This window comes from Lentzea waywayandensis, from assembly GCF_900115955.1.
Taxonomy (GTDB): domain Bacteria; phylum Actinomycetota; class Actinomycetes; order Mycobacteriales; family Pseudonocardiaceae; genus Lentzea; species Lentzea waywayandensis.
This window is the reverse complement of record NZ_FOYL01000011.1, coordinates 1-26,196: the sequence shown is the minus strand read 5'-3', so window position 1 is coordinate 26,196 and position 26,196 is coordinate 1. Positions and strand designations below refer to the sequence as shown.

Sequence of the window (26,196 nt, the reverse complement as noted above, 5' to 3'; positions counted from 1 at the left end):
ATGGGGAACTGGTGAGGGGCCGCACTGCCGGTCACGGGTGTTTCCCGAGATCGTTGGTCCATGACAGCGATCGAGGTGCGGGGGCTGACTCGCCGGTACAGCGGAGGGTTCGAAGCTGTACGGGGCGTTTCCTTTGATGTGGAGCGGGGCGAGATGTTCGCTCTGCTCGGCACGAACGGTGCGGGAAAGACCTCGACGGTGGAGGTCGTGGAAGGGCTCTCACGTCCGGCGGAGGGGTCCGTACGTGTGCTCGGCCACGACCCGTTCAAGGAACGTTCCCTGGTGCGGCCGCGGATGGGCGTCATGCTCCAGGAAGGCGGTTTCCCGCCGGACCTCACGGTGACCGAGGCCGCGAGGATGTGGGCGGGGACCCTGACGTCGCCCCGGCCGGTGGACGAGGCGTTGTCGCTGGTCGACCTGGCGCATCGGGCGTCGGTGCGGGTGAAGCAGCTGTCCGGGGGTGAACGGCGGCGGCTGGACCTGGCGCTCGCGTTGCTGGGCAAGCCGGAGGTGTTGTTCCTCGACGAGCCGACCACCGGCCTCGACCCGGAAAGCCGGCGCAACACGTGGGAGCTGATTCGTTCCCTGTTGCGCGAGGGCGTGACCGTGCTGCTGACCACGCACTATCTGGAGGAGGCGCAGGCGCTGGCCGACCGGCTGGCGATCATGCACCGCGGCCGGATCGTGGCGCAGGGAACGGTGTCCGAGGTCGTGGACGCGTATCCGTCCCGGATCTCGTTCGTGCCGCCGACCGGTGTCTCGCTGCCCGTCGTGGCCGATGTGGAGTCGTCGGGCCGGGTGACCGTGCGGACGAACGAGCTCCAGTCGACCCTGCACGAGCTTCTCGCGTGGGCCGCCCGCAACAACGTTGAACTGTCCGGTTTGGACGCCCGGTCGGCGTCGCTCGAAGAGGCGTTCCTGGCGATCGCGGAGGAGGCGGCATGAGGGCCGTGGCTGTTGGACAGGCCGAGCTGAAGTTGTTCTGGCGCAACCGGACCGCGCTGTTCAACTCGCTGCTGCTGCCGTTGTTGCTGGTACCGGTGCTGATCTCGGTGGACGCGGACGGCGTGCCCCTGGTCGTCGGGTTGATCGGGTTCGCGCTGCTGATGGCGGTGTACTACAACCTCGTCACCACGTTCGTCGCCCGGCGCGAGGAGCTCGTTCTGAAGCGCCTGCGCGTCGGCGAGCTCACCGATCCGGAGATCCTGCTCGGCGCGTCCCTGCCGTCCGTCGTGGTGGCGTTGGGGCAGATGGTGCTGTACTGCGTGGTCGTCGGGGTGATCACCGGCGTCGAACTGCCGTCGCGGCCGTGGTTCCTGCTGCTCGGCGTGCTCGGCGGCGTCGCGGTCTTCACGCTGCTCGCCGCGGTGTCCTCGGCGTTCACGCGGACCGTCGAGATGGCGCAGGCGACGTCGCTGCCGATCCTGATGGCGTGCCTGTTCGGCTCCGGCCTGATGTTCCCGCTCTCGGCGTTGCCCGAAGGCCTCGCGGCGGTGCTCGAGTACCTGCCGCTGACGCCGGTGCTCGAACTGCTGCGCGCCGGCTGGGCCGACGGCCCCGTGCTCCAGCCGTTGATCGTCCTGGCGGTGTGGATCGTCCTGGGGACCTACGCTGTGCAGCGGTGGTTCAGGTGGGATCCTCGGAGGTGAACTTGCTCGGCTGGTGGCGCTCCCGTGGCAGCGCGGCGCGGTTCGACCTGTTCGTCCGCTACACGTTCTACTTGAGCTACGTGTTCCTGCCGCCGTTGCTGATCATCAGCCTGACCGCGGAAGTCAGCACCGTGGCCCTCGTCGTGCTCGTGACGGCGGTGCTGGCCCACGTGGCCATGGGCGTCCGGCTCGTCCACTTCGGCATCGAGTACCACCTCGGCAGGGCCGCCTATCCGCGCCGCCTGCTGACGATCTACGTCGTCGCCACCTGCACCGCGCTGGCTGCGGCGGAACTCATCTACCCGGATCCGTTGCCAGACAAGTCCGACAGCCCAGGCGACGGCATCGCGATCATCTTCCTGGTCCTGATGATCACGTCCCTGTCCGCCGTGGCCCGCCCGCGCACCCTCGTGCTGGTAGCCGCCGCGGGCGGCGCCTGGATGTTCCTCGTCGCACCACCGGGCATCGCGTTCTTCATGACCATCATGCTGCAGTTCGTGGTGGCCGCGTTCCGCTCGACGTTGTGGATGCTGCGCATCGTCTGGGAACTGGACCGCTCCCGTGAAGTCCGCGCGAACCTGGCCGTGGCCGAAGAACGCCTCCGCTTCGCCCGCGACCTGCACGACGTAGTGGGCCGCAACCTCTCCGCCGTAGCCCTGAAAGCCGACCTCGCGGCCCAGCTAGCACGCCGCGGCCGCACCGAGCCCGCCATCGACGAGATGCTCGAGGTCCGCCAGATCGCCCAGGACTCCCTGGACGAACTCCGCGCCGTGGTCAGCGGCTACCGCACCGCCGACCTCTCCGTGGAACTGGCAGGAGCCCGCTCACTCCTGGCCTCGGCGGGCATCGACTGCCGCGTGATCGGCGACGTGACGTTCGACGGCGAACCGGCAGGCGCCCTGGGCTGGGCCGTCCGCGAAGGCGTCACCAACGTGCTGCGCCACAGCGAGGCCCACACGTGCACGATCACGTTGCGCGGCAAGGTCCTCACCATGTCGAACGACGGCGTCTCCCTGACCTCGTTCCGCTTCGGCAGCGGCCTGACCGGCCTCCACGAGCGCATAGCGGCCCTAGGCGGCTCCGTGACAGCGGCCCCGGAAGCCCCCAACCGCTTCGTCCTCACCGTGGAGCTCCCGTGATCCGCATCCTCCTGGCCGACGACGAACACCTGATCCGAGGCGCCATGGCCGCCTTGTTGTCCTTGGAAGACGACCTCGAAGTGGTAGCCCAAGCCGCCACCGGCGCCGAAGCCCTGGCCACCGCCCGCGTAGTCCGCCCAGACGTGGCCGTGATCGACCTGCAAATGCCAGACCTGGACGGCGTCTCGGTAGCGCAATCCCTGGCCCTGGAACTCCCGTCGTGCTCCACGATGATCGTCACCAGCCACGGCCGCCCAGGCCACCTGAAACGAGCTCTAGCCGCAGGCGTAAGGGGCTTCCTCCCGAAAACCGTCTCCTCAGACGTCCTGGCCACGGTGGTCAGAACCGTCCACACAGGAGGCCGCTACGTAGACCCAGCCCTGGCCGCAGAAGCAATCAGCGCCGGCGACAGCCCGCTAACCCCACGCGAGGCAGACGTCCTAGAGCTAGCCCTGGAAGGCGCCCCAATCGAGGAAATAGCCCGCCGCGCCTCCCTGTCCCCAGGCACAGTCCGCAACTACCTCTCCTCCGCCGTGGGCAAAACAGCAGCCTCGAACCGCCACGAGGCAGCCCGCTTCGCCAGAGCAAGAGGCTGGATCTAACGATCCCACCACTCCAACACCCTCATCGCGTAGAACGTGAGCCACTTGGACGGCTCCCCTTCAGCGACATCAACCTCAAACCACACCCGCCCAGGATGCCGCCCACCCTGCAGCCACGTCCCATCCGGCTGCCGGGCAAGCCTGATCATCTCGACAGCCTCAGCCATCCGCGGATCCTTCACACCGACCGCCCAGAAGTAGTCCATGGCGTTCAACACGCTGTACCCCCACCGAAACGGCGACCGAAACCGCCCAGCCCACTCCCCCACAAGCTCCTGAGTGGACAACCGCAGACAAAGCCTCCGCGCAAGCAGGTACTCCTCACCCCGAGCCCGAGCCGCCTTGGTCTCCGCAGTGCCCCCAGTAGCCACCTCGTACGCCCACAACCCCTTCAACGAGTTGAGCGTCGAGTGAAACGACGACCGCGTAGACCCCTCAACCCACTCGCAGTTCCACCCACCATCCCCAAGCTGATGCTCCACGAACCACTCGGCAATCCCCCGAACATCGACCCCAAGCCACACCCCGTTGGCCAAGGTCCACGAGTTGATGCAGCAGTCGACCTCCCCACCCCAGTAGGGCAGCCCTTCGTACTCCCACCGACACCCAGCCTCAAGAAGCCCAGCGGTCCCCTCAAGCACCGAGGCGTCAAGCCCCCACTCCCGCAACGAGGTCAACGACCAGGTAGTAGCCGTCCACGGCTGCCCCTCCTCCTTCCCGTCAAACCCAGCGGGAAAGAAGGCCCCACCAGCCCACATGCCATCGGCCCCCTGCACCCCAAGCAGCCGAGCCCCAAACCCCTCAGCCCCCACAAGCGCCCGCGTAGCACGCCAAACGTCCTCAGGCGCCCTCACCAGATCCCGCTGAACCTGCCACCGCAACGCAGGGTCAGAGTCAAGCAACCACCCAGTCAGCTCACGCACCCCCCGACCCTAACCCCGCCCACCGACACCACCACCGATCAAGCCCTACCAGCACAAACAAGCCCACCGCGCCCCGATTTTGGCGTGCACCGACGATCATGTAACCTATGGACACACCACGGCGCGAGCCGAGGCAGAACTAAATACGTCCGGGTGGCGGAATGGCAGACGCGCTAGCTTGAGGTGCTAGTCCCCGAAAGGGGGTGGGGGTTCAAGTCCCCCCTCGGACACCAGCTTTATCCCTACCAACGGGCCGGATGCTCGCATCGAGCATCCGGCCCGTTGCGTTGTACACGATCTCCACGTTCAGCGCTTCGTACAGTCTTTGCAGCTCGGCGGGGTCCGCCTGCCTGATTACCTTCTTCACGTCGCCGAGCGAATCAATCATGGCGTAGACATCGGCGGCGACCCGCGCAGTGCGTTTCGGTGTCCCATTCAGCTCAGCCTGAGCTGCCGCGCGCTTCGCTTGTGCTTCGTTGATCGCATCGACCAGAGCCAGCGGATCGACACCGGCGGCGATCGCGTCCTGGAATCGGCGCAACTTCGCTTCCGCATCGGCGAGCCGCTGTTTGGCACCGACGTGGCTGGTAGTTCCGGCGTCTCCACCATCCTGCGACGCCAGCAGGTCCAAAACAGTCCTGTCGACGTTGACCGGATCGAAGAGTCGATCAATCCACTCGTTAAACCGCTCGATCACCGCAGCTTCCGGCAGGTACACATTGGTCGGATGGCCGTCGAGTGCGGGTGAACCAGGCACCATCGTTCGGAGCGCACAGCGGTAGTAGGTCCGAGGACCGCGCGGCGTTCCCTCCATCCGGCGTTTGCAATATCCGCACTTCACCCGCCCACGGAGCGGGTAGGCCCTCTTCGTTTGCTTCTTAGGACCACGTACCAGCTTCTTCCCGGCGGTAAACCCACCCGCACCCCGGGACTTCCGCAGCAACTGCGCCTGCACGAACTCCTCGACCTCCACGACGTGCGGGTGTGCCTTCTTTCGAGAACGCACCACACGATCAGGCGCGGCCTTCCGGAAGCGCACCACGTGCCCCGCACCGACGTCGTCCGGATCGAGCAGCACCTCCTGTCGAGTCCATCGCCCGAAGAACGCAAAGCCCGTGTAACGGGGGTTCTCCAGAATCGCGCGAACGGTACTGCCCTGCCAGCCGTCTGCGAGCCGATGCCGGTTCTGATCCGGTCGCCGAGCCGACGGGCACGGAATCCCGTCCCTGTTGAGGCCGTTCGCGATCGCCCGGTCTCCCATTTCACCGGTCAGGTACTCGGCGAAGATCCGCTGTACGACCTGCGCGCTCGGCTCGTCGATCGCCAGCACACGCAACCTGTAGCCCTCTGCCGCTTTCCTCGGGTTCGGGTGCGGTCCACCGTCAACGACCGTGTACCCGTACGGCGCTCGACCGCCCTGGTGCCTCCCCTCGTTCAGGACCTGCGCGTCCATGGCGGCTCGGACACGAGCCTGTACGTGCTGACGCTCCGACTCGCTCATGCCGCCGAGCATGCTCATCAGCATCTTGTGGGAGGGGTTCCGCGCGTCGTACTTGCCGCCGAGTTCTGGCACCCACAGATCCACACCGTAGGCGGCAAATTTTGGGGCGACCAAAGAGAACTGGTTCCCGAACCAACACCGCGTCCCCTCACCCACCACGATCGCGCTCCAGCCCCGGTCTGGGTCCTTCAACGCGTCCAACAGACGAGAGGCTTCGGGACGTCGCTCCCAGGGAACCGACCGGGATTGCCCGATATCGAAGAACTCCTCGACGACCACCCCACCGAGCGGTTCAACGAGCTTCTCGGCGTTGCCGTATTGCCAGGCCCGCGACGTCTTCGGGTCCTGGTTGTCCTCGGTCGAGCAACGGCCGCTGAACGCAACCGGCCTGACCCCTTCACCGAGCGGTTCGACGACCTCAATACCCAGCAGCTCGTCGAACGCTGCCCACGGATCTCGACTGATTTCAACAGTCATCCATCCCCCTTTCCCGAGGCCCGTCGAGGGCCTCGACCTCGGTCACTCTGATCAGTATGTCTAGCAGTATGCGACTTACCTCCCTGGTGAGGACAGGTAGTTCGGCAGGTGGGTTGAACTTGAGTTCGCCGCTCGACGGCTCGTCGGCGATCACGATCGGACCCCGTCAACTTCGCCCGAAGTGTCGATTTCATCATCAGCAGCGATACGCTCGACCGCCGCACGCAGGTCGGCTACCAGGTAGCCGCGTACGCGTCGGGTGCCCTCGTCGGTCGGGACGTACTGGCGTGTCGGCCGACAACCCAGCTCGCCCATGTCGACGCCGAGCGCGGTTACCTCGACTTCGAGCGCCTCGGCGAGTTCGGCGGTCGGTACGAAGTCCCGCGTGTTCACGTCGTCGCCGAGGTAGTCGACGACTGACGCCAACGGTTCGGGTAGCTCGACCTCGGCCAGGCTCGCCACGGTGCCGGTTCCGATTGCCTTGGCAGCCGCCGAGCGGTCGAGCATCGGCGGAACGTCGTGTCCTGCCGCGTGTCCGCTCAGCGTCCCTTCTGCCTCCCGCAGGGCACGGCCGCGCTCGCAGATCTCCCGCCAGTCCTCGTTGGGCATGTAGTAGGTCCGCACAGTCAGCGCGAGTACGTCGGCACCGGCTTGGGTCTCGCCGTCCGGCCGCAGGATGCCCACGCCGCGATGGGATGGAAGTAGGCGGCTGCTGTCGTATCCGCGCGTGTTCATCTGCTCGCCGAGGATGATGTTGCTGTCACGGAAGTCCATGACGCGCAGGGCGAAGCGAGAGCCGAGCACAGCACGCAGCTTGGTCGGGATGGTCTTGCTGTCCGGTCGCTGGGTCGCCAGAACGAGGATGATCCCTGCGGCCGGCGCTTTCTTCGCGAGCCAGGTCAGCAACTCACCGATGTACTCCCCCGCCGTGAGCTTCTTCCCTTGCACCTCAACGGGAGTTCGGTCCTCCAGTGCGATGTGGACCTCGTCCACGATCAACGCCGTGATCGGCATTCCGAGCGACTGATCACGGGACATGTCCGGTGTCACCTTCGACTCGGGACAGGTGACGTCGTCGAGATCCTGCATCCGCCGGTAGCGGTTCTGGACGTCGGCGACCAGCTCGACGAGCCAGTCCAGGAACGCGAGCACGTGTTCGGCGTCGTCGCCCGCCATGAATCGATGGGCGACCTTCTCGGCGGCTTTCCAGTCCTTGCCGTTCTTGAAGTCGGCGACGTACAGCCGAACATGCGGGTCCAAGATCAAGCCCGCGGCCGCCAACCGTTCGGCCATTGTCTTGCCCTGCCTGGGAAGCGCGCCGATCAGAAGCGACGTCCACACCAGCGGCAGCGTGATCCGCCTGCCGCGCGCGTCCGTGCCGAACGGCACCGGCCGCCACGCGTCCCACCGCTCGACCGCCAGCAACGGCGTCCGAAACGGCGGCTTGGCGTACGGGTCCTCATCGGCAACCCACATCGCGACGCGTCCGGCGTGCCCACCGTTGCCTCGCACCCGCTCGACACTGAGTTGGATCTCATCAACCGCCAGCGCCGACGCAAGGTCTTCCCGATGCTTCACGACGTCGGCCGCCTTGCGGGTGGCGGGGAGATCGACGGTAACCGCCCATCCCCCGCCCTGGTGCTTCGCCCGCTCGACGAGACGCAGGCTTTCGTCCTTGCCGATCAGCTTCGCGTCGCGGAATGCGTCCACCAGGATCTGTGGGTCCATCGTCCACGCGAGCGAGCGCGGCCCGGCAAGAGCAGCCTTTCGCCCAGGGTTCCCGTCCTTCTGTCTACCGAGGATCGCCAGCGTCGCCGAGCCGACGACGCCGGCAATCCACAACACCCGGTGCCCGTAGACGAGATCGAGGATCGCAAGCGAGACAAGGGAAACGACGGCTACAGCACCGGTCACCTTCCACCGGAACAACGTCAGTCCACGGATCTCGGCGAACTTGTCCGCCAGCTTCTCGGACTGCTCGGCCGCCTCGCGATAGTCGTGCACTCGCACCCATCGCCGCCAACCGCGCACGGCGACCACCAGGCCACGAAAGGTGGCTCGGACGAGGCGGAATGGCGACCGCGCCAGCCACACGAGCCCGTCCTTGGCCGCGTATCCGAGCGCCTGCCGTGACTTCAACGCAGCCGGAACGAACCGCGACCGCTGCCACCAGCCCGCCACCCGGTGAGCGTGCGGCGGCTGAACCTCGGCCGCCTGGTCGTCGACGAGTTCGCCTTCGAACACCGGTCCCGCCGGAACCATCTCGCCGGTCATGACGGCACCTCGGCGTTCAGCGCCGTAGCCAGCCTCGACGACAGGCCACGCGAGCACTCCGTCACCTCACGCACCCACGCGGGAGTGACCGTCACGTCCGGCGTGCGAGCCGCTCTGGCAACCGCGAGGTAGTCGTCAAAGGAAGTCCTTGGATTCGCGCGCTTCTGCGCCTTCCGCCGAGGACTCGGCGAAGCCGCCGGTTCCGCCGGTTCGGCCGTGAACGCGGCGACCGCCGAGCCGAGTTTGTCCCGAAGGTCGGTCACCGCTTCGGCGGCGACGAACACGACGAGCGGAGGAACCGAGTGCAGCACCACCAGCGCAGCTGATCCGGCGGCGTACGCGCTCCAGGTGTTCATGACGTATGTCGCGCCGAGCGTGAACCACTTCGCCGCCCGCACCCAGCCACCCATGCGGATGCCGTGTCTGGCCGTGACTTGCTCGGCTCGAAGGATCGCCAGGAGCACCAGCGACACCATCGGGTCGAGCAGCCACGCAGCGCACCAGGCGAGCGACCACACCGGAGAACCGGCCGCCGCGAACTGCTGAACGTTGGTCATCGTGAACGCCAGCCCGAGCAGAATGCCGGTCCAGCACAATCGATCGACCTGTACCGCTACGCGCTCGATCGGTTCACTCATCGCCGTTCACCGCCTCGGCGACGAGGCTCGTACGTCGTCACGGTCAGGGCCTTGGTCAGGGTGTACGACGCGAACAGCGCTGGCACGGCGAGCACCGCGACGAGCAGCCAACCGCTTCCCTGTTGGGTGATCACGATCCACTGCGCCACGACGATCAGCGCGGCGTTGAACAGCACGCGCCCGGCGAGCGAGGCGAACCGCGCTCCCGTGCGTGCCGCGCTCGCCGCAGCTTTCGCGCGACGGGACGCCGTTCGCCACACGAGCACCAGGACCAGCAGCGCGCCTACAGCGGCCATGATCTGAGTCGGGGTGAGGGTGAGTGCGTTCATGAACGCGGCCCCCTCTCGAAGCGTTCGCCGCGTCGGAGCCAGTGCGGGTACAGCTCGCGCCGGTCGTCGTCGGTGAGCGCACCCCATACACCGGTGGTCTTCTCTCCGGCCGTGCGCAGCTCCAGTTCCAGGCACTCGTCTTGCACGGGGCACCCGGCACAGGTGCGCGCGGCGAGTTCGTGATCGGTCAGTTCTTCGCCAGCGTCGGGTGGCTCGTTCGTGAACGCCCACATGCACAGGCCGTCGCGTTCGACCAGCTCGGCGAGTTGGTCGGTCGGCACCCAGCGCAGGCGGTCCAGCGACCACGCGATGCCGATCAGTCGGTCGTCAGTCACGGAGCACCCCCGGACCGGCGTTGGCGAGCAGCGGCAGGAGTGCGCTCACGGGGATGACGGTCTGGCCGCGCCGACGTTCGGCGTGCAGCTTGCCGAGTCGGATGGCACGGCAGACCTCGGACCGGTCGACGCCGAGGAGCCACGCGGTCTCACGGATGGTGTGAGCGGAGGAAGACAGAGAAGTACGCATGAGGAATAGCCTTTCTGCGAGAAATGATGATTTCAGTTTCATGAGTGCTGATATCAACACTCGTCAAGACATGCAAGGTCGCAAACGGCGCGTGAAACGCCGTGTCACGCCGCAGCGCTCGAAACAGTGACTAATCTCAGCGCCGAGGCGGAGCGCGGAGGAATACGTGTCGGAGGATTGGGCGGCAGTCGCCAAGGCGATCAACCAGCGGGTGGACGAGCTGGGATTGCGACAGAAGGAACTCGCCGAGCGGTCGCACGTATCGCTCGCGATCGTCCGCGAGATTCAGCACAACCTCGTGGAGCGCCGGCGGAGCCCTCGAACCCTGGAATCCCTGTCCACAGCGCTGGGTTGGCACCCGCTGCACCTGGACGCCGTGTTGCGGGGGCGCACGCCTCCCGAGGTCGGCGACCCCGTGGTGGACCTTGCCGACACCCTGTGGACTCGAATGGACCGGGTCGAAGAGCGACTCGAAGACATCACCGATCGGCTTGACGCTCTCAAATCGGATATCGCATCGGTAATGGGTCAGGTCGCGGAAGTGGCGAAGCATGTCCGCGGTCGTCGTTAGCGCGGTGTTCCTGCTGGTGGAGCGGCTGTTTTCCATGGCACTAATTTCACTGCGGAATCGCTCCGAATCCCATGCAAGACCTATGCAACTCCACCACAAAACCGCAGCAAGTTTCCTGCAAATCGCGCTTCGGGGGTAGCGACGAGATGAGCTTGACCAACGGTTGGACCGGTGCGGACGCGCGCATGTTGCAAGACGCTCTGCGGCTCAGCCAGGAGGCGTTCGCCGAGTACCTCGACGTCCACCCGCGAACGGTCGGCTACTGGCACCAAAAGCCCAGCTCACGACCCAAGTCTGAGATCCAGCAGATGTTGGACACCGCGCTCGATCGAGCGCCCGCAGACGTTCAGGCACGCTTCGCCGAGCTACAGGGCACCAGCACGTCCCCCACCGCGACCGAGGCAGCCCCAGTCAAGGCGGCGACCGAGGCCGAACAGCGGCTCGCCTCCGATCCGAACATCGTCGCCGCACTCGACTGGCTCGACGAGCGCGGCACGCGCGAGCCCGGAACCGCTCGCCGCGCGGTCGCATCACGGCTCGCACAGGTCGACGTGAATTCCTTGCAGGACAGGGGAAGTCGTCGCGGACGCGTTGATCAGCGCAAGGTCGCGCAGGCTCTCGCGGACTACTACGGCCGTGGTTCCGATGGCTACGGCCGATATGCCGCCCGGTTCGGCGACGTCGAAGCCGACACGAGCGTCTTCACACGCTCCGACTGGCTCGACCTCAACTGTCCGCTGATCGCGACTCATGACCGTCTCAAGCTGATGCGCGCGGCCGGTGCCGCGCCGGTCTCTCTCGACGAGGAGGCGTTCGACCAGGCCACTCAGCGTCTGGCCGAGTCGCTCGCGCTCGGCATCCGCTTCGTCAACATGCCGCTGTACCGCCTACTTGGCGTCGACATGCACAGGGAGTCGCTCGGCGGCACGGTCGGAGTCTCATCGTTCGTCGAGTACATCGTGACGATGGATCTCCTCGAAGGTGAGCTGGTCGACGCGCTGGCCGGCGGCGTGCGCGCGGGCGAACTTCCACTTCGTGACCGCTACTTGCCGGACCTCGACACCGTGCTGGACGTCGGCGGACGTCTCACCGCAGGCGGCACGCTCGCGCTGTGCGCGTTCGCTCGACCAGCCGACCCGTTCCGAGGCCCGGCAGACTACGTTCTCCTGGTGCAGGAGCGCTCAGGTCACGTCATCAACGCCGCGCGTCGGCTTGCCGTGATCCCGAAGGGCTTTCACCAGCCGCTGGTGGACTTCCGGGCCGACGCTCAAGTGGGCGCGACGCTCCGACGCGAGATGGAAGAGGAGCTGTTCGGCCGCCACGACATCGACAACACGGTGGGCGACCAACGCAGTGCCGATCCGATGCACCCGAGCCGCCTTTCCGAGCCGATGCGCTGGCTCCTCGGCGAACCGGGTCGTCTGCGGATGGAGTGCACCGGCTTCGGGCTGAACCTCGTAAGCGGGAACTTCGAGTTCCCGAGCCTGATCGTCGTTGACGACGAGGAGTTCTGGCAGCGCTACGGCGGGCAGATCGAGGCCAACTGGGAGACGGCGAACCTTCGCCAGTACTCCAGTGCCGATGCCGAGCTCGTCGAGGAGCTCGCGGCCGACACGGCGTGGAGCAACGAGGGCCTGTTCGCGCTCCTGCAAGGGCTTCGCCGACTCAAAGAGATCGGCGGTAGCCGCGTGAACGTGCCAACGATCGAATGGGAGATACGGTGACCGCGAACTGGAGCCAGGGCAACGCTGCGGAGGACGGAAGCGCCACGCGCGGCTGGCTAGTCGGACACTTCATCGACCCATCAGAGGGTGTGCGGTCGTCGAAGGACGTCGAGGTGAAGTGGTTCAATCACCCCGCCGGAGACAAGCGTGTCGAGTGGACTTCAGACGACCAGCGAACGACCCTGGTTTTGTTGGTACAAGGGAACTTCCGCGTTGACCTCACCGAGGGAAGCGCGGCGATGACGCGCCAAGGTGACTACGTGATGTGGGGTCCTGGGATTGACCACTCGTGGGAAGCCGTAGAGGACTCGGTTGTCATGACGGTGCGCTGGCCGTCCCAGACGTGATCAGTCACCGAGCCGCCACTCGACCGGCGGCAGGCTGACGCGGTCGCCGCCGATCTCGCTCAGCCGACGCAGGCCCTGGAGCAACGCGAACAGCCCCTCGTTGCTCCAGGCCTCTTGCGAGATCAACTCGCTCACCAGGCCGCCGTCGAGGCTGGAGTACAGCCGCAGTCCGCTTGCTTCCCAGTTGGCCTCGACCTGTCCGCCGAACCGGTGCCAGAACTCCTCGTCCTCTATCACGACGAGGCTCGCGAACTCGTAGTTCCCGCTGACGAGGTTCAGCCCGAAACCGGTGCACTCCATCCGCAACCGCCCCGGTGCCCCGGTCAGCCACTTCATCGGCTCCGACCGTCGACTCGGATGCATCGGTGCCGCCGAGCGCGCGTCACCCACCGTCGTATCGACGTCGTGACGGCCGAACAACTCCTCTTCAAGCTCTCGCCGGAGCGTCGCGCCCACCGCCGTCTCAGCTCGCACATCGGTCAGCGGCTGGTGGAAGCCCTTCGGGATCACCGCGAGCCGCCCAGCGGCGTTCAGCACCTGGCTGGAACGCTCCTGCACCAGCAGGGCGTAGTCTGCCGAACCGCGGACTTGATCATGCGGCCGAGCGATCGCACACAGAGCCAGAACACCACCGGCACACACGCGACCGGACAGGTCGTGTACCGCGTCGAGGCTCGGCAATCGCCTGTCCCGCAACGGAGTTCGTCGGGCAATACTTCCGACTCCGACGGCATCGATCAGTTCTCGTTCGAGGAGATCGGCCGTCAGCGCGTACTCGACGAACGGCACGATGCCGACGCGCCCCCGCACCCGCCCTGGACCAACGTCAACGCTTCGTAGGCGATACAGCGGTAGGTTGGCGAACCGCACGCCGAGCGCGACAGACTCTGCCAGCCGCGACAGGGCCGCCGATGCCTCGACCTCGTCCAGTGCCCGGTGGTCGCCCGTCTCCTCAGCGAGCGTCAGCTCACCCCGGGCACCGCCGAGCGGACAGGCCAGGTCGAGCCATTCCGCACGGCTTACAACGCTGGTCAAGATCTCGGCGTCCGCACAGATCGCCCGGTAGATGCCCTGGTCGCCGTAGTACTCGACGAGCGCGCGAGCCAACGCCGTTCGCCCAACCCTCGCCCGCCGCGCTCCCCGGTCCAGCAGCGCCCCCAGGTCGAGCGCATCAAGCCTCGCACGCACCTTCAAACGGCTCGTTCCTGACTTCCAGCCTGCACGTTCATCGAGCCAGTCAAGAGCAGCAGCCAACTCGACCGCGTCCCGTTCCGGTCGTTGCCGACCGACGATCTCGGATGGCTTCGGCTGCGACAACAGGTCGTCGATCCCTACCTCAAAGATCCGTTCCAGCAAGCGCGCGGTCGCCGGCTGAACAGTCGGCCCAAGCGGTTCCCCAGAGGCCTTCCGGCCAGCGATGAGCCGCTGAAGATGACGCTTGCCGATCGTCCCCGGCTCGTTGTGCTCACGCGCGAACACCTCGGCGAAGTCGATGAACTCCTGGAGAGTCTCACGCCGTTCCCGAATCTTCTGCTCCAGGACCGTCCGGAACGTCCGCACGCCGTCCCACCTCCCGATTCGCCCATGTCGTCTACATGTCGCCGCCAGGTCGTTCCGCTGACCAAGTGCTGATGAGACGTTGATTTCAGTTTGACATGGGTCGCTCACAAGCGGTCCCCCGAGCCGTCCGGCGGCGTGGACACCTCCTGTCCGCCTCAGCGCCGCCGGACACCTCTCAACGGAGGTCACGTGACTACCCCCGGCGAACGACACCCGGCAACCGAGGGACTTCTCGGCTCGGGATACGTGGTCACCGTGGTCCGGTCAAGCACACCGATCGAGGCGCACCTCGGTGACGATGACCTGATCTACGTCACGCTCCCCGGCAGTCCGTGCCCGGTGCTGATTGGCTTCCTCCCGCGAGGTGCCGAGAACTTCTCCTCAATGCTGTCGGAGCAGCTTCGCGCGCTCGCCGATCGCCAGGAGCAGCACCGATGACGCCCGGAGCACTGTGCATCTGCGGACTCGACACGATCCTGATGGCGGTTCTCGCGGTGGTCATCACCGTCGTGTATGGCGAAGTCATCGCACGCACGGCTGTCCGCAGAGTTTCACCTGATCAAGCACGGCACCGAGCATCTGACACGACACGCCGCCAAGGTGATCTGCGATGAGGATCGAAGGTCGTACACCACAGGCTGACGAGGATCACGAGCGGATCTTTCAGGCACGTGAGCGATGCGTAAGTTGGCTGTGTGGTCACTGCGCTCCAGGTTGCACCAGGTGCGTCGAGTGGCACGCCCCTATGCTCCCTAGGCCAAAAGACCAACTCAAACCTAAATCACGACACCAATAGCCACACGGAATCAAGAATATTTCCGAGATAGTCGCTCGATCCGCCGAAGTAAGTCATCCCAAAAGAGGTCTGCCGGATCTACCTCGACGAGCAGACGCATAGATTCCCTTGGGTCAGCACGACATCTTTCAGCGACCATATGAAGTGCCGCTACGGAAACCTCATCCTTGCCGTCAACCTGCAATTCAGCAAGACTGAGCATCTCAACACCAACAACAGACGCTACTCTTCTCCGCAAAAGCGTACGCCCAAAAAAAGAAAGAAACTGAGCAAGCGCATTGGCCGAACTGGCGAGCCCTAAAGCAGAAGAGAACAGGTCCTCACTTGCGACAGCCTGATTCTCCAAGCGCAGAAGCCGAGCCTTTTTATAGTCATGACGATAAGCCCTGATGGCTTTAACTAGCGCCACCCTTGCTTCTACTCGTCGCTTACCTTTTTCTTCCCGCTCCGCTTTCCTCGCCCCGATCACTATGCTCATTAGCCCGCCAGATACAGCACCCAGCACTGCGCTCACAACAAAACTTGGGATGTTCCATAGCTCATTCACTGCTCTCACCATCAGACGATTCACGCTGATGCCCGGGATACTCACAGCGAATCGCCATCCATGGGGATACAGGCAGGGACCTTGCGAGCCGCTTCTGATTTCGCTTTCGCGCCCGCCTCCCCTCTCTATTCTCCGAGGAAAACAGACACGGACGATTAAGATCGATGGGTATCGGCGCATACGTCGCCAGCTGAGTTTCTAGCTCTATAAGCTCACTCTCTTGCTCTCCGAAGTGCAGCTCATGCCGGGTTATCGGGTACGCCCAGAGGAAATTGACGCACCGTCCACTTGGCAACGCGAGGTGGTCAATTTCGTCCGGCTCATCGATAAGGGAGCGAAAGAACCAGTGAGTGAAGCTTGATCCAGGAAATAGAGCGTCAGCAAGCCCCGTTCTACCGTCGTAGACACACCACGTGTGATGTCTTCCCATTACCTTCTTGAACTCATGCGGAAACCGCGCCACCTCGATAATTCGACGAATAAGCCACTGGGTCTCAGAAGAAGAAAAATCCCAGTCATGAGGGACGTAGGTCACAAGTTCTATTGGATGCCCAACTACGTCACCGTGCTCGCAAGTTACATCAGCGGCCCCCATGCCAACCGTGGCAAGCGTAACGTACGGACGATCGGGTGTTGCTCCGTAAATGTAGATATCTAGATGCACACCCACGGAAACTCTCTCGTGCCACACATGAGAGTAGTGACCTCCAAAAAATCTCCGATAGTGCGCCTCGACTGATTTCTGATCATCCTGAGAGTATCGGATTACCTCGTCACCAGGCTCCGCGCCGTGGAGTTCATCGAGCGGCAAATTCATCGCGTGGCCAGCCCTCCGCCTTCGGACTCGAAGTCGACGTGTGCCTCATCCGTCGCACCTAACCTGAGTTTCGTTACAAACAGGCGACACGTGGCGGTAAGACCTGAGCCGCAGTCAGTACTCCCACGAATGCACTTTGCCGCGACTAGCGGCAACTTGGACGCGGTTCAGCGGATACTTCCCGACACATGAGTAGCTGAAGCTTCTTAAGCGCTGCATCATAAGCAGGTCGTTCAATTCCGATTTCAGCTGGATTCAGTCGCTGCCTCACCGGCGTCAACGCCTTACCGTCACCGAAGAGCGTGCGCAACTCTTCCGCAGTTGCATACCCTTCATCGCTACCATAGACAAAAACCTGGTTCAATTTGCTGATAAAGGCTGCCCGAACACGCGCTTCATCATTGATTTCCACATCATTGGGCACATAGGTTCCCGGCGCTCGCCTGCTGTCCTCTTCCTCGTAACGCCGAGCCGTTGCACGAAGATTATCAATGAAGTCCGCAAATGAATTGGCGGCGTCGATTAGCTCCGCATATACTTCTCCGCGCTTCTTTCGAGCTTCTTCAGCGCGGACCAACTTCAGAGATTGTTCCTGCTGGGCGATTGCGGCAGTTAGTGCGCCGTCAGCTCCGATACGGCTCCCCACGATGGCTGCGGCCGCAGCCAGCAAAGGCACCACGATGGAGGTAGCCAAGAAAACGGCGGTCGGATGCCGGTCCCGCCACGACCTGTCTTCGGTCGCTCTATCCGCAGAATCTGACGACGCACGTTCGGTTGCCATCCTAGGATTATGCGCCCAGGCAACCGTTTGATCACGCCGACTATGCCGCGTACCGCCCCGGATCTAGCTCCCTACCTGCCACCTGTCCCGCACGACGCCGGACTCAGGAAGCCACGTACAAGCTGTATCCAGGACGAACGGGACGGGTTCATGGACCCGTCCCGTTCTAGCGCATCCACCCTGTTCACGCACGTAGAGGACAACTTTGACCCCTGGGGAGCGCTGTCCCGGCCTCGCACCGGCAGGGACAGCTGGGACGGGGTCATCCGCTCGTCGTACTAGATGGGCAGACGTAGGGATAGAGAGCAAGTCGCTCCTCGGACACGAAAAAGTGGCACACGTGCCACATCTACGTGGCAGGTGCTCAAGTACGCTTGAGCACCTGTTTTGCGTTTCAGCGCCACTTCCAGGTGGCGTTCGATGACCATTTCCTTCATCCGCCCCATCGTTCCTGACACCGCACCAGGAAACACAAGGGGCGCATCCGCCCGCATTGCCGGTCAGCCCCTCCCGCTTATCGCCGTCCCGGTATCACCGCCACCGCGGCTGGGCAATGTCCTGTACAGCGTGGCCACGCTCGACGACCGCGGCCGGGTCGCTGACCGCCACATGACCGCCGCACTGAACTGGACCGCCACAACCCGGCTGAACATCCGCGAACACGACGGCCTGTTGGCCGTCACCGCCGACCCGCACGGCGTCTTCAAACTCACCAAACAGGGACACGTCCGGCTACCAGCCGACGCCCGTCGAGCAGCACACCTAAAGTCCGCCGACCGGGTCCTCCTCGTCGCCCACCTCGACCGCCAGACGGTCACGGTGTTCCCACCCATCGCGCTGGACCAGCTGGTGCTGCCCGCCCTGCAAGGCGGTGGGGACCTGTGACCGGTGCACCGACCCAGGCTGAGCTCGACGCCGCGCGCCTGGTGCTCGATCGGATGGGAGTGACCGCCGAGGACCTGCTCAACTCGGTGAAGCCGCTGGCTCCCACCTTCGGCGAGTACATCCCGGTCGTGGCGGCGGCCGTCAGCGACGGCACTCGCCGCGCCTACAGCCCGTATTGGAACCGCGTGCTCGACCAGTGGGCGGACATCTCGCTAAGCGACCGCACGCCCACCGACATCCAGCGGCTGGTCCAGCACGTCAAGGCGAACCTGACCGTGCGCCGTAACACCCGCAACGGCAACTCCGCCGCCGAGCACCTGATCGCCGCGTTGCGCTGCCTCTACCGCCACGCCGTCAACGACGAACTCGTCGACGAACGTTCCAACCCGGCCGCCAAGGTTCCCAAGCCCCGACGCCAGCCCAGCAACCGGCGGGCGCTCTCCGGCAAGCAGATGGACCAACTCAACGACGTCGTCGCGACCGGAGGCAACGACCCACAACTCGACTCGCTGATCATCCGGTTCCACACCGAGACCGCCGCACGCCGCGGCGGCGCCCTCGCACTACGCCCCAAAGACCTAGACGAAGAGAACTGCCTCGTCTATCTCCGCGAAAAGGGCGAGTCGTCGCGCTGGCAACCGGTCTCCCCCACGCTGATGTGGCACCTGCTCCAGCACGTCGAACAGCGCGGTGCACCGATGAACGGACGCCTCTTCCGCTACCTGGACGGCCGCCCGATCACCTACCACCGCTACGACCGGCTCTGGGGCCGCGTCGGCGAAGGCCTGCCCTGGGCCGCGAAGCAGGGGGTCAGCACGCACTGGATCCGATACACCACGCTCACGTGGGTCGAACGCCACTTCGGCTACGCCGTCGCCCGTGCTTTCGCCGGGCACAACGACACCAACAGTGACGCGGGCAGCACCACGACCTACGTCCGGGCGACCCTTGAGGAAGTCGCCACAGCGCTGGCCGCGCTCACCGGTGAGCACCACCCGCTGGCCGCGTAACTGACAGCGGACAGAGACGGGGACTGTCTGTCCATCACGTGATGGACAGACAGTCCCCGTTCTACAACTCGCGCTTTCTAGAGGGACGCGTCGACAAACACGGCCGTCGGCAACCCGTCACGTCCCGTGGAGTCGACGGCGGAGAGGCTCTCCCCAAGGCAGCACAGCATCGCTTTCGACTGTTCCGCGTCCAGGCTGGCTCGGTCGAGTGCACGAACGACTTGTTGGTAGGCCTCAACAGCTCCGCTGTCTTCTTCGATGAGCATCGAATATTCGTGCTCCAGGAAGATCAGCGGCTCGTGCGCTCGGAAGGTCAACCGGGTGAAGGCCTCGTTCATGCCCGCGTGAGCACCGACCGCCGTCGGCACGATCTTGATCGTGATGTTCGTACGAACACCCATCAGCAGCAGGTGGTGCACCTGGCTGACGTGGACGTCATGGCCACCGACTGGCAGATGCAGCGCCTGCTCGTGAACGTAGAAGGTGCACTGCAGGCCGCGGCCGACGAGCAACTCCTGAAGCTCCTGTCCCGCCTTGAGGCGTCGGTCCGCTTCCTCGTCAGGCACGTTCGGAGAAGCAGCGATGGTCGCCCGCATATAGTCCGCCGACTGCAGAAACATCGGGAGCGCGTGTGGGTGCCACGTGGTCAGGTTCTTGGCCGACTTGAGGTTCTGGACGAGCGTGCGATGCCGTTCAGGCGCACTCAAGCTGTGCTTCTGCCACCAACCCTTGACGTGGGTCGCGGGCCGGAGCGCCAACAAGTGGTCACGTTCATCCACGGGCGTGCGACAAACTCCCAGCAGAAGGGCAAGTTCTGTCTCCGTGCACCCGATCTTGCCGTTCAGGAAGTCCGACAGCTTCGCCTCCTGCCAGCCGACGAGTTCAGCGACCCGACGTGCGGGCATCCCGGAGGCCTTGATGGCCGCCCGCACGCCTTCACCGAACTCGCGGCCACGAGCCGTGGAACATCTCTGCGGCATGGGAATTCCTTGCAGTAGCTGGGATCTGTTGCGCCAGGCACAATCAGCCAACTGCTCCACCGCAGGTCAGACCAGCTCACCAATCGCGCAGCGACCCGGCACGAATCCCGCAACTACTAGCTCTCGCCTGCAGAAACACCCCTGGTCGCCCGATCGGGTGTTTACGCCATCGCGAGGCCGCTCACGTCAGCGTTTCGACGTGGGTCGAAAGCACCGCGGCGAGGTCCGGGTGATCACCCTTGTCGATCCGGCGGAAGAGCCGGGATGCGACGTAGAGCTGGGCAATCCGGCCTGACTCGGACTCCAGCACATCACCGAAGACGGAACGAACCCGCTCGACCATCTCCGGGACGAGCAGGCTGTAGCAGAGCAAGGTCGCGGCGTCCGTGCCCGCTGGACCGCGTCCCCACCACTCCCAGTCGAGGAGGCCGAAGGCCGGTCCCATGAGGTTGGCCCAGTGCAGGTCGCCGTGCACCGTTTCCCACTGGGAGACAACAGGAGTCATGGCATCACCGAACCGCTGCCGGATTCGCTTGCTGACCAACTCCTGGTCCGCGTTGACCCGATCCGTCGGCGTACAAGCAACCGCGTCGATCGTGCGGCGAAGTTCAGCCCACCAGGCATCCGGCAGGTCGATCGGCTCGCGAAGCGCGTCGGTGCGGGAGCACGGCGAACCTGGCAACAAGGTCAGCACCTCCGCGCGCTGTTGCCGGTACTCCTCCCACTCGAACACGTCCAGCACGCGCGGTTTGGCCAGCCCGGTCAACATGTTGGCGTCGAGGTTGCCGGTCCAGAAGGCGCCGTCGATCCACTGCTTGTTCTCCGACACCACCCGCAACCAGAACCGCTCCTCACCACGGCCGGCGAGCGCACTGATCGAACGGTCCATCCAGCCGAGCCGCGGCTCGCCAGCGAGATCAAGTCCGAAGTGCTCCGCAGCGCGCTGGAGGTTCTCGCACATCCATTCGCGGAACTGGGCGTCGGCGTCGCTGAGGTCCTCGTGCACCGCTACTCCTCGGTGACGTAACGCAGGTAAGCCTCGGGCGTGGCCATGTACCGGCGCCAGTGGTCGACCAGCGCCAGGTCCTCCCACTTGGAGCGCTGGAAGCCGTGCTCCCCCACCTCGATGATGTCGGCGTCCGGCGTGGACGCCAGGATCGGTGAGTGGGTCGCGCAGATGATCTGTGCCCCCGACTTACCCAGCTCGTGCATGAGGTGCATCAAGCGTAGGCAGGACTGGAACGACAGCGCCGCTTCAGGCTCGTCCATCAAGTAGAAGCCAGGCTCGCGGAACATCGCGGCGAACACGGTGAGGAAGCCCTCGCCGTGGCTCATCTCGCTCGTGTCCTCATCCCAGTACCCGTTCATGCCGCTGACCGCGTTCATGAAGCCGAACGCGGTCTCGGCACGCAGGAAGTAGCCCTTGCGCTTCGTTCGCGGGCCGATGCGGTGCCGGGCGCCGAGGGCGGTGGTGTCGAATCGCACCATCTCACCGAGCTCTGACTTCGGCCTGTCGTTGACGTACTTCCGCCCGGCCCGCCCGCCCTGCGCGTCCAGCCCCCAGGCCTCGGCGAAAGCCTCGACCAGCGTGGATTTGCCAGAGCCGTTCTCGCCGACCAGGAAGGTCACCGGCCGCTCGAACGTCATGCCTTCGTCTGCTAGCTGGGCGACGCACGGCACGTCAAGCGGCCACGGTCTCCGAGAGCCACGAGGCAACGACTCTTCGGGGATGTAGGCGCGGCGGGCGAGCATAGGTGGAAGTTCCTTCGATCAGTCGTAGTCCGGAGCGCAGGCTCCCGTAGGTACGCAGTTGCCGGCCGGTCGACACGCCGGGCTGCAACTCGGCCCGCACTGCGGATCACACATGTTGGGCACACACGGGTTCAGAGGCCGCCGAGCGAACTCCGTCGCGAGCACTGATGCGGTCTCCGTCATCCTCGATCCCGTCAGGATGTCGGCGAGCGACTCCTCCCGCACATTCCCCACCGGCAACCACCGAGAGAACACGCACGGCCACACCGACCCGTCCGGTGCGATCGCGACCCTACCGTCACCACACTGACCGCACAGTTCACCCAGGTCAGGCCCACGATCGCGGACACCACGACCGACCTGGCGCAGACGATCGATCCGCACCTCGCCGCCGACCCCAAGGTCTCTCAGCTGCGCCACCGCCTCGTCGACGCGTTGCTCCTCATCGACGTCGATCACGCCCACCCGCACCGGAATCGATCGCCGAACGGCTTCTACGAGGTTCGACCTCGTCCGCTCATAACTGCGCCCACCTCGTGTGATCTGCTCGTGCTGCTTGGCGTCATCCGAGTAGTAGCTGGTGGCGAGCTGGACGCCGGACCGCGAGAAGACCTCCCACAGCTCCGGACGGACGTGCACCAGGTTCGAGAACACCTCGACCCTCAGCCCCCGATCAAGGGCATGGTGGACCAGCCCAGGCAGCGCACGATGCAGAGTCGGCTCGCCTCCGATGAACTGGACCATCCTCGTTCCGAGATCGGCGAGCTGATCGATCGACCTACCCCAGTCCTCGGTAGTCATGGCGCCGTGCGAACCAGCCGGGCCAGAGTCGGCATAGCAGTGATCGCACTGCAGCTGACACTTCCCAGTCACTTCGAGCCATGCGAACGTCACCCGCGTTTGCAGGTCAGGTTGAGCCCCCACGTGTTTCCCCTCGCTTCTCGCGCTCCGCCGTACTACCTGCGTAGTTGTTGGAGGCACTCCAAGCCAGAGGACATCGCTGAGCCGATCAGGTAGTCACAGACCCGACGCAGGGCGCCGAGCCGCCCGCGCCGCGAGCGCCGGAATGGCGGCGATCTTCCCTGGATCCAGCTCCGACCACAGGATCCCGGCAGGCCGTCGAGGTGGTCCGCACTCGATGACCTGAGTCGGGGTGACGATGAGGTCGACGGAGAAGTCGTGGCTGGTCTCCGGGAGATCGCCATCGACGACCTGGAGGTCGTGGACCGTCGTGACGATCGTCGTCGACTCGCTGATCAGCCCTGCCTCCTGCAACAGGGCGACCTCGATATCGGCGTATCCCGCGCCCTTGCCCAGCCGGACGCCCCTGCGGTTCACCGCCACGGTCCCGCATACGAGCAGGTCGATCTTGGGCATCTCGTCCGTGTCGACGGTCCTCGCGAACAACGCGGCCTTCTTCGGCACCGCCGCTTCCTCAGGCGAAACAGGCAGCTTCACCGGGTCGAGCTCGTAGAACGGTTTCGCCGCTGCGATCTTGGGCACCGCAACGTAAAGCAGCTTGCCCTGCTGAAGACCAAGCACCCTGACCGTAGCCTGCGGCTTGTCGGGTACAGCCTTCACCACGCGCGCCCGCTTCCAGACCGACAGTTCCGAGAGCCTTTGAGCGGCCAGCTCCGCACCTACGAAGTCCGGGATCGAGCCGTGGACGTCAGGTTGAGCGGCGCGGTGTTCGGTGAGCAAGTCCCAGACGCGGTGGCGAACCTCGTTCTTAGCCTCGTCCGGACTCACCACGGGCAACCCTTTCTACGACGCCGCCATCATGGTGAAGAGGCGGTCATACACCTGATCTACCACAGGTTCCTTCCGCCAGGGACGGAGTTCCTGGGCCACGCCGAAGATCACCTTGAGGCCACCGCCGCCCCATGTGGCCTCAACGCAGTCGATCGCGACGTGTAGGGCCGCCGCAGCGTGGTCGAGTTCGCGCTGCTGGATATGCGCCAAGCTCAAGTTCGCGAGCACGATGCTGCGCGACTTGGAGCGGGACGGCGCTTGGGAAGCAACCCGTTCCAGCGTCGACTGGGCTCTCGGCGCGTCGTTCAAGCGCAAGTAGCAGGACCCGGCCAGGCGGTCGTGCTGCGTCTCGGAGAACATCTCCACAACGGGTTCGTCGGCTGAGATTCGTCCAAAGTGGTCTTGCGCTCGTTCCAGCGAACGCTCACACGCGACGCGTTCGCCGAGCATCGCGCGTGCTTCAGCAGCATGTAGTTCTGCCAGCCCCGTCAACACATCGCTGTGCCCTCGAGCCACGTCGGCCGCACGTTCGGTGAGTACCAGGCCCTCGGCTGGATCTTCGGTGCCGTAGAGCTCGACGTATGACGTGCGCAGGAGCGCGATGGCTTCCAACACCGGATCATTGATCTTGCGCGCTGCTTCAGCCGCAGTCGTGAAATGCCCCTTCGCGGCATCGTGATCGCGACGCTGAGATGCGTCCCAGACAAACTGGCCCATCAGGGTGGAGGCTTCCGCTTCGGCCGCGAGCAGGTCCCGCTTCACCCGGTACTCGCGTGCATGTTCGCGCAGCAGACAGGTCTGGCCGAGCGCTTGTCCCGCCTCGGCCAGCAGCCCAGTCGATCGCTCACCGTCGTACCGGACGCTCAGCAAGGCGATGTGCTGGCGCAGTTCCGCCACCGTGACCAGGTCGACCTTCGACGGGTTCGCGAGTGCACGTTCCAGGCGATCCACGTCCGCGGTCTCGCCTGCCGGCGACTCAGCGCGCGGATTCAGGAGTTCGATCAGTTCTTGAACGGACACCTCCAACACCTTCGCGAGGCGCGGCTGGAGCCAGGCCTCCGGAGTGGACTTGCCCTGCTCCCAGCGACCGACGGTTCCGGGAGTGACTCGCAGGAGCTCGGCCAGGCTCTCCTGTGAATACCCCATTGCCTTGCGGCGGGCGGCTAGCCCTTTCCTCGGCTTCGCCATCGGTCTCCTCTGACGCGAATTCGGCGCATTGTGCCTGCACAGGCTAGCTCGGAACACCTGCCGAACAACCGTTCCTCCAAGAGAACTTCATTTTCACCCGGTCGGGTCATCCCGGTGTTTACGCAGGCAGGAGCGCCAGATGCTCGATTCTGGCCGGGTCGCGGCTGGATACCCGCCCTGGTTCTCCACAGTTATGTCGATTTCCGTGGATCACTGCCGACATCAGGTGCGCTGTTAGCGCAGACGTTCACGGGAAGTGATCGGGCATGGTTCGAAGCTACAAATGGCAGCCCCACGACGAGGGTCGCCACGCGATACCGCAGGAACTAGCCGTCAACCACGTTGGCCACACCCTATGCGGCATCGAGGTGACGGCGGGTTCCGATAGGTGGCCCAACGATGCTCGCTACTGGCCGACGTGCAACGAGTGCGACCTGGCTTGGCGAGAATCCGAAGGCATCCTGCCGTGGCCACGAACTGGCCAAGACGGCGGACCGTTGTCTTCACCTCGTCCTGGAGCCTCCACAACTTCCAGTACCGACAGCCCGATCGACGTGCTTGACCTCGTCATCGACACGTTGATCGCCCAGGGCGCCCATCTCCAAACAGCTCGCCGATGAAGATCACCGAATGGGTCTCCAAGGACAAACGCCTCTCCTGGACCCGCAAAGGCGGCATCGTCCTGGTGGCTTTCCTAGAACGTGTGACCGTCGAACACAACGTCGCTCGTCTCGCGGAGTTGGCGTGCCTCGCTCACGTCGACCTGCTCAACCAACTGCGCCGGTTCACGAAGGCACGCGTGCTCGGTCGGCGCACCGATCTGGACGTCGTCCCCGCCGAGGATCACTTCTGGCTGTCCACTGAACGCGTCGACCGAGCACGTGCACTCCTCCAGCAAGCCGACGACGCCGACCTCCGGGAACTGGTGGCGGAGCGCGGACTCGACATCGACCGCGCCTTGGGCGACTTCTCCACCCAGCAGCCGTACGCCGTCGCACTAGGCAAAGCACTGCGAGACGCACGTATCGCGTCAGGATCGAGTCAGGCCGAGATCGCCGAGAAGGCGCCGACTCTCTCGAACACCGAGCTGTCAGCATTCGAGAACGGGCACGCACTGCCCACCCTGATCACGCTCGCCGAGCTGGCTCACATCTACAAGGTCGACGCGGACGAGCTGATCGTCCGGGCCGCCTGTCACTCGAAGCCCGACAAACAGGTGTTGGCGTTGCGAGTCGCCGAACCGACGTTCCGCGCGGTGCTCACTCACCAGTTCGCGGTACGTCGCGTTCGGGAACTCGCACGACAGAAGGCGCAGAGCCCGAAGGCCGCGACGTCTAAGAACTCCTAACTCAATGAGAGGTTGCGGAGGCGGCGCCAGCAGATGATGCCGCAGGCCAGGCTGAGGAAGGCTTCGTGGATGTCGTCGCGG

29 protein-coding genes and 1 tRNA gene are annotated in these 26,196 nt (G+C 64.8%); 13 read left to right on the top strand and 17 right to left on the bottom strand.

Going from position 1 to position 26,196, the window contains the following annotated elements; translation table 11 throughout:
* Positions 1–60 precede the first annotated feature (60 nt).
* From BM417_RS33530 to BM417_RS33515, 4 genes are read left to right on the top strand one after another with little or no spacing between them, the layout of a single operon-like run.
* Complete coding sequence (locus BM417_RS33530) at positions 61–945, top strand: ABC transporter ATP-binding protein (protein ID WP_093602865.1); 885 nt, start codon at positions 61–63, stop codon at positions 943–945.
* The gene (locus BM417_RS33525; protein ID WP_093602863.1) at positions 942–1,649 is read left to right on the top strand and encodes an ABC transporter permease; all 708 of its coding nucleotides are present in this window, start codon (positions 942–944) and stop codon (positions 1,647–1,649) included. Before BM417_RS33530 ends, BM417_RS33525 begins: the two co-directional genes overlap by 4 nt.
* The gene (locus BM417_RS33520; RefSeq protein ID WP_218164644.1) at positions 1,646–2,788 is read left to right on the top strand and encodes a sensor histidine kinase; all 1,143 of its coding nucleotides are present in this window, start codon (positions 1,646–1,648) and stop codon (positions 2,786–2,788) included. The genes BM417_RS33525 and BM417_RS33520 overlap by 4 nt, the downstream gene beginning before the upstream one ends.
* Positions 2,785–3,390, top strand: a complete 606-nt coding sequence (locus BM417_RS33515; protein WP_093602861.1) for a response regulator transcription factor — start codon at positions 2,785–2,787, stop codon at positions 3,388–3,390. The genes BM417_RS33520 and BM417_RS33515 overlap by 4 nt, the downstream gene beginning before the upstream one ends.
* Here the strand turns inward: BM417_RS33515 and BM417_RS33510 are convergent.
* On the bottom strand, positions 3,387–4,304 hold the full coding sequence (locus BM417_RS33510; protein WP_177320764.1) for a squalene cyclase: 918 nt from the start codon (positions 4,302–4,304) through the stop codon (positions 3,387–3,389). The two genes, BM417_RS33515 and BM417_RS33510, sit on opposite strands and share 4 nt — an antisense overlap.
* Before the next feature lie 156 nt (positions 4,305–4,460).
* Here BM417_RS33510 and BM417_RS33505 point away from each other — a divergent pair.
* Positions 4,461–4,546: transfer RNA gene (locus tag BM417_RS33505), tRNA-Leu, on the top strand.
* Here BM417_RS33505 and BM417_RS33500 read toward each other — a convergent pair.
* From BM417_RS33500 to BM417_RS33475, 6 genes are all read right to left on the bottom strand, one after another.
* Entirely contained in the window at positions 4,525–6,291 is a 1,767-nt protein-coding gene (locus BM417_RS33500; protein ID WP_093602857.1) for a recombinase family protein, read from the bottom strand. The two genes, BM417_RS33505 and BM417_RS33500, sit on opposite strands and share 22 nt — an antisense overlap.
* Before the next feature lie 150 nt (positions 6,292–6,441).
* Complete coding sequence (locus BM417_RS33495; protein WP_093603357.1) at positions 6,442–8,565, bottom strand: FtsK/SpoIIIE domain-containing protein; 2,124 nt, start codon at positions 8,563–8,565, stop codon at positions 6,442–6,444.
* Positions 8,562–9,203 carry a hypothetical protein gene (locus BM417_RS33490; protein WP_093602855.1) on the bottom strand — a complete coding sequence of 214 codons (642 nt, stop codon included), beginning with the start codon at positions 9,201–9,203 and terminating at the stop codon, positions 8,562–8,564. The genes BM417_RS33495 and BM417_RS33490 overlap by 4 nt, the downstream gene beginning before the upstream one ends.
* Positions 9,200–9,532 carry a hypothetical protein gene (locus BM417_RS33485; protein WP_030475125.1) on the bottom strand — a complete coding sequence of 111 codons (333 nt, stop codon included), beginning with the start codon at positions 9,530–9,532 and terminating at the stop codon, positions 9,200–9,202. Before BM417_RS33485 ends, BM417_RS33490 begins: the two co-directional genes overlap by 4 nt.
* Positions 9,529–9,867 (bottom strand): WhiB family transcriptional regulator, encoded by a 339-nt coding sequence (locus BM417_RS33480; RefSeq protein ID WP_245822330.1) that lies wholly within the window; start codon positions 9,865–9,867, stop codon positions 9,529–9,531. Before BM417_RS33480 ends, BM417_RS33485 begins: the two co-directional genes overlap by 4 nt.
* Complete coding sequence (locus BM417_RS33475) at positions 9,860–10,057, bottom strand: MerR family transcriptional regulator (protein WP_093602853.1); 198 nt, start codon at positions 10,055–10,057, stop codon at positions 9,860–9,862. Before BM417_RS33475 ends, BM417_RS33480 begins: the two co-directional genes overlap by 8 nt.
* A 166-nt stretch (positions 10,058–10,223) precedes the next feature.
* Here BM417_RS33475 and BM417_RS33470 point away from each other — a divergent pair, with 166 nt between their 5' ends.
* The 3 genes from BM417_RS33470 (at position 10,224) to BM417_RS33460 (ending at position 12,699) form a co-directional block, all read left to right on the top strand.
* The gene (locus BM417_RS33470) at positions 10,224–10,628 is read left to right on the top strand and encodes a helix-turn-helix domain-containing protein (protein WP_093602851.1); all 405 of its coding nucleotides are present in this window, start codon (positions 10,224–10,226) and stop codon (positions 10,626–10,628) included.
* Between the two features lie 146 nt (positions 10,629–10,774).
* Positions 10,775–12,352, top strand: coding sequence for a transcriptional regulator (locus tag BM417_RS33465; RefSeq protein WP_093602849.1), 1,578 nt, complete (start codon positions 10,775–10,777; stop codon positions 12,350–12,352).
* The gene (locus BM417_RS33460) at positions 12,349–12,699 is read left to right on the top strand and encodes a signal peptidase I (RefSeq protein ID WP_093602847.1); all 351 of its coding nucleotides are present in this window, start codon (positions 12,349–12,351) and stop codon (positions 12,697–12,699) included. The genes BM417_RS33465 and BM417_RS33460 overlap by 4 nt, the downstream gene beginning before the upstream one ends.
* Here BM417_RS33460 and BM417_RS33455 read toward each other — a convergent pair whose 3' ends face one another.
* Positions 12,700–14,259 carry a transcriptional regulator gene (locus BM417_RS33455; protein WP_245822329.1) on the bottom strand — a complete coding sequence of 520 codons (1,560 nt, stop codon included), beginning with the start codon at positions 14,257–14,259 and terminating at the stop codon, positions 12,700–12,702. It lies immediately after the preceding gene.
* A gap of 189 nt (positions 14,260–14,448) precedes the next feature.
* Here BM417_RS33455 and BM417_RS33450 point away from each other — a divergent pair, with 189 nt between their 5' ends.
* Positions 14,449–14,697 carry a hypothetical protein gene (locus BM417_RS33450; RefSeq protein ID WP_177320737.1) on the top strand — a complete coding sequence of 83 codons (249 nt, stop codon included), beginning with the start codon at positions 14,449–14,451 and terminating at the stop codon, positions 14,695–14,697.
* A 368-nt stretch (positions 14,698–15,065) separates the two neighbouring features.
* Here BM417_RS33450 and BM417_RS47165 read toward each other — a convergent pair whose 3' ends face one another.
* The 3 genes from BM417_RS47165 to BM417_RS47160 all read right to left on the bottom strand — a co-directional run bounded on the left by BM417_RS47165 (position 15,066) and on the right by BM417_RS47160 (position 17,200).
* Complete coding sequence (locus BM417_RS47165) at positions 15,066–15,602, bottom strand: hypothetical protein (protein ID WP_143138899.1); 537 nt, start codon at positions 15,600–15,602, stop codon at positions 15,066–15,068.
* Positions 15,595–16,419 (bottom strand): suppressor of fused domain protein, encoded by an 825-nt coding sequence (locus BM417_RS50370; RefSeq protein WP_093602843.1) that lies wholly within the window; start codon positions 16,417–16,419, stop codon positions 15,595–15,597. The genes BM417_RS47165 and BM417_RS50370 overlap by 8 nt, the downstream gene beginning before the upstream one ends.
* 145 nt (positions 16,420–16,564) lie before the next feature.
* Positions 16,565–17,200 carry a hypothetical protein gene (locus BM417_RS47160; protein ID WP_143138898.1) on the bottom strand — a complete coding sequence of 212 codons (636 nt, stop codon included), beginning with the start codon at positions 17,198–17,200 and terminating at the stop codon, positions 16,565–16,567.
* Positions 17,201–17,620: 420 nt separating this feature from the next.
* Between BM417_RS47160 and BM417_RS33440 the strand changes: the two genes are divergently transcribed.
* Together BM417_RS33440 and BM417_RS33435 are read left to right on the top strand one after the other, a co-directional pair.
* The gene (locus BM417_RS33440) at positions 17,621–18,085 is read left to right on the top strand and encodes an AbrB/MazE/SpoVT family DNA-binding domain-containing protein (RefSeq protein WP_245822328.1); all 465 of its coding nucleotides are present in this window, start codon (positions 17,621–17,623) and stop codon (positions 18,083–18,085) included.
* Positions 18,082–19,095: a tyrosine-type recombinase/integrase gene (locus BM417_RS33435; protein ID WP_245822327.1), complete on the top strand. Its 1,014-nt coding sequence runs from the start codon at positions 18,082–18,084 to the stop codon at positions 19,093–19,095. The genes BM417_RS33440 and BM417_RS33435 overlap by 4 nt, the downstream gene beginning before the upstream one ends.
* 77 nt (positions 19,096–19,172) lie before the next feature.
* On the opposite strand, the gene BM417_RS33430 is transcribed toward BM417_RS33435, so the two are convergent.
* The 6 genes from BM417_RS33430 to BM417_RS33405 all read right to left on the bottom strand — a co-directional run bounded on the left by BM417_RS33430 (position 19,173) and on the right by BM417_RS33405 (position 24,767).
* Positions 19,173–20,027, bottom strand: a complete 855-nt coding sequence (locus tag BM417_RS33430) for a helix-turn-helix domain-containing protein (protein WP_177320736.1) — start codon at positions 20,025–20,027, stop codon at positions 19,173–19,175.
* A gap of 229 nt (positions 20,028–20,256) precedes the next feature.
* Positions 20,257–21,081 (bottom strand): phosphotransferase family protein, encoded by an 825-nt coding sequence (locus BM417_RS33425; RefSeq protein WP_245822326.1) that lies wholly within the window; start codon positions 21,079–21,081, stop codon positions 20,257–20,259.
* Positions 21,082–21,083: 2 nt separating this feature from the next.
* Entirely contained in the window at positions 21,084–21,722 is a 639-nt protein-coding gene (locus BM417_RS33420) for an AAA family ATPase (RefSeq protein WP_245822325.1), read from the bottom strand.
* Positions 21,723–21,845: 123 nt separating this feature from the next.
* The gene (locus BM417_RS33415) at positions 21,846–22,700 is read right to left on the bottom strand and encodes a radical SAM protein (protein ID WP_245822324.1); all 855 of its coding nucleotides are present in this window, start codon (positions 22,698–22,700) and stop codon (positions 21,846–21,848) included.
* 144 nt (positions 22,701–22,844) lie between these two features.
* A complete protein-coding gene (locus tag BM417_RS33410) occupies positions 22,845–23,576 on the bottom strand; it encodes a 5-formyltetrahydrofolate cyclo-ligase (protein ID WP_093603345.1) in 732 nt (243 codons plus the stop codon).
* 15 nt (positions 23,577–23,591) lie between these two features.
* On the bottom strand, positions 23,592–24,767 hold the full coding sequence (locus tag BM417_RS33405; protein WP_093602835.1) for a helix-turn-helix transcriptional regulator: 1,176 nt from the start codon (positions 24,765–24,767) through the stop codon (positions 23,592–23,594).
* A gap of 266 nt (positions 24,768–25,033) precedes the next feature.
* Here BM417_RS33405 and BM417_RS33400 point away from each other — a divergent pair, with 266 nt between their 5' ends.
* Together BM417_RS33400 and BM417_RS33395 are read left to right on the top strand one after the other, a co-directional pair.
* On the top strand, positions 25,034–25,387 hold the full coding sequence (locus BM417_RS33400) for a zinc finger protein (protein ID WP_093602833.1): 354 nt from the start codon (positions 25,034–25,036) through the stop codon (positions 25,385–25,387).
* Positions 25,384–26,115, top strand: a complete 732-nt coding sequence (locus BM417_RS33395) for a helix-turn-helix domain-containing protein (protein ID WP_093602831.1) — start codon at positions 25,384–25,386, stop codon at positions 26,113–26,115. Before BM417_RS33400 ends, BM417_RS33395 begins: the two co-directional genes overlap by 4 nt.
* Positions 26,116–26,196 lie beyond the last annotated feature (81 nt).

Excerpts from the sequence above, each read along its gene's own strand:
- BM417_RS33530 (WP_093602865.1), top strand. The coding sequence starts at position 61 with ATGACAGCGATCGAGGTGCGGGGGCTGACTCGCCGGTACAGCGGAGGG.
- BM417_RS33525 (WP_093602863.1), top strand. The coding sequence starts at position 942 with ATGAGGGCCGTGGCTGTTGGACAGGCCGAGCTGAAGTTGTTCTGGCGC.
- BM417_RS33500 (WP_093602857.1), bottom strand. The coding sequence starts at position 6,291 with ATGACTGTTGAAATCAGTCGAGATCCGTGGGCAGCGTTCGACGAGCTG.
- BM417_RS33495 (WP_093603357.1), bottom strand. The coding sequence starts at position 8,565 with ATGACCGGCGAGATGGTTCCGGCGGGACCGGTGTTCGAAGGCGAACTC.
- BM417_RS33490 (WP_093602855.1), bottom strand. The coding sequence starts at position 9,203 with ATGAGTGAACCGATCGAGCGCGTAGCGGTACAGGTCGATCGATTGTGC.
- BM417_RS33485 (WP_030475125.1), bottom strand. The coding sequence starts at position 9,532 with ATGAACGCACTCACCCTCACCCCGACTCAGATCATGGCCGCTGTAGGC.
- BM417_RS33475 (WP_093602853.1), bottom strand. The coding sequence starts at position 10,057 with ATGCGTACTTCTCTGTCTTCCTCCGCTCACACCATCCGTGAGACCGCG.
- BM417_RS33465 (WP_093602849.1), top strand. The coding sequence starts at position 10,775 with ATGAGCTTGACCAACGGTTGGACCGGTGCGGACGCGCGCATGTTGCAA.
- BM417_RS50370 (WP_093602843.1), bottom strand. The coding sequence starts at position 16,419 with ATGAATTTGCCGCTCGATGAACTCCACGGCGCGGAGCCTGGTGACGAG.
- BM417_RS47160 (WP_143138898.1), bottom strand. The coding sequence starts at position 17,200 with ATGGCAACCGAACGTGCGTCGTCAGATTCTGCGGATAGAGCGACCGAA.
- BM417_RS33440 (WP_245822328.1), top strand. The coding sequence starts at position 17,621 with ATGACCATTTCCTTCATCCGCCCCATCGTTCCTGACACCGCACCAGGA.
- BM417_RS33420 (WP_245822325.1), bottom strand. The coding sequence starts at position 21,722 with ATGACGTTCGAGCGGCCGGTGACCTTCCTGGTCGGCGAGAACGGCTCT.
- BM417_RS33405 (WP_093602835.1), bottom strand. The coding sequence starts at position 24,767 with ATGGCGAAGCCGAGGAAAGGGCTAGCCGCCCGCCGCAAGGCAATGGGG.
- BM417_RS33400 (WP_093602833.1), top strand. The coding sequence starts at position 25,034 with ATGGTTCGAAGCTACAAATGGCAGCCCCACGACGAGGGTCGCCACGCG.
- BM417_RS33395 (WP_093602831.1), top strand. The coding sequence starts at position 25,384 with ATGAAGATCACCGAATGGGTCTCCAAGGACAAACGCCTCTCCTGGACC.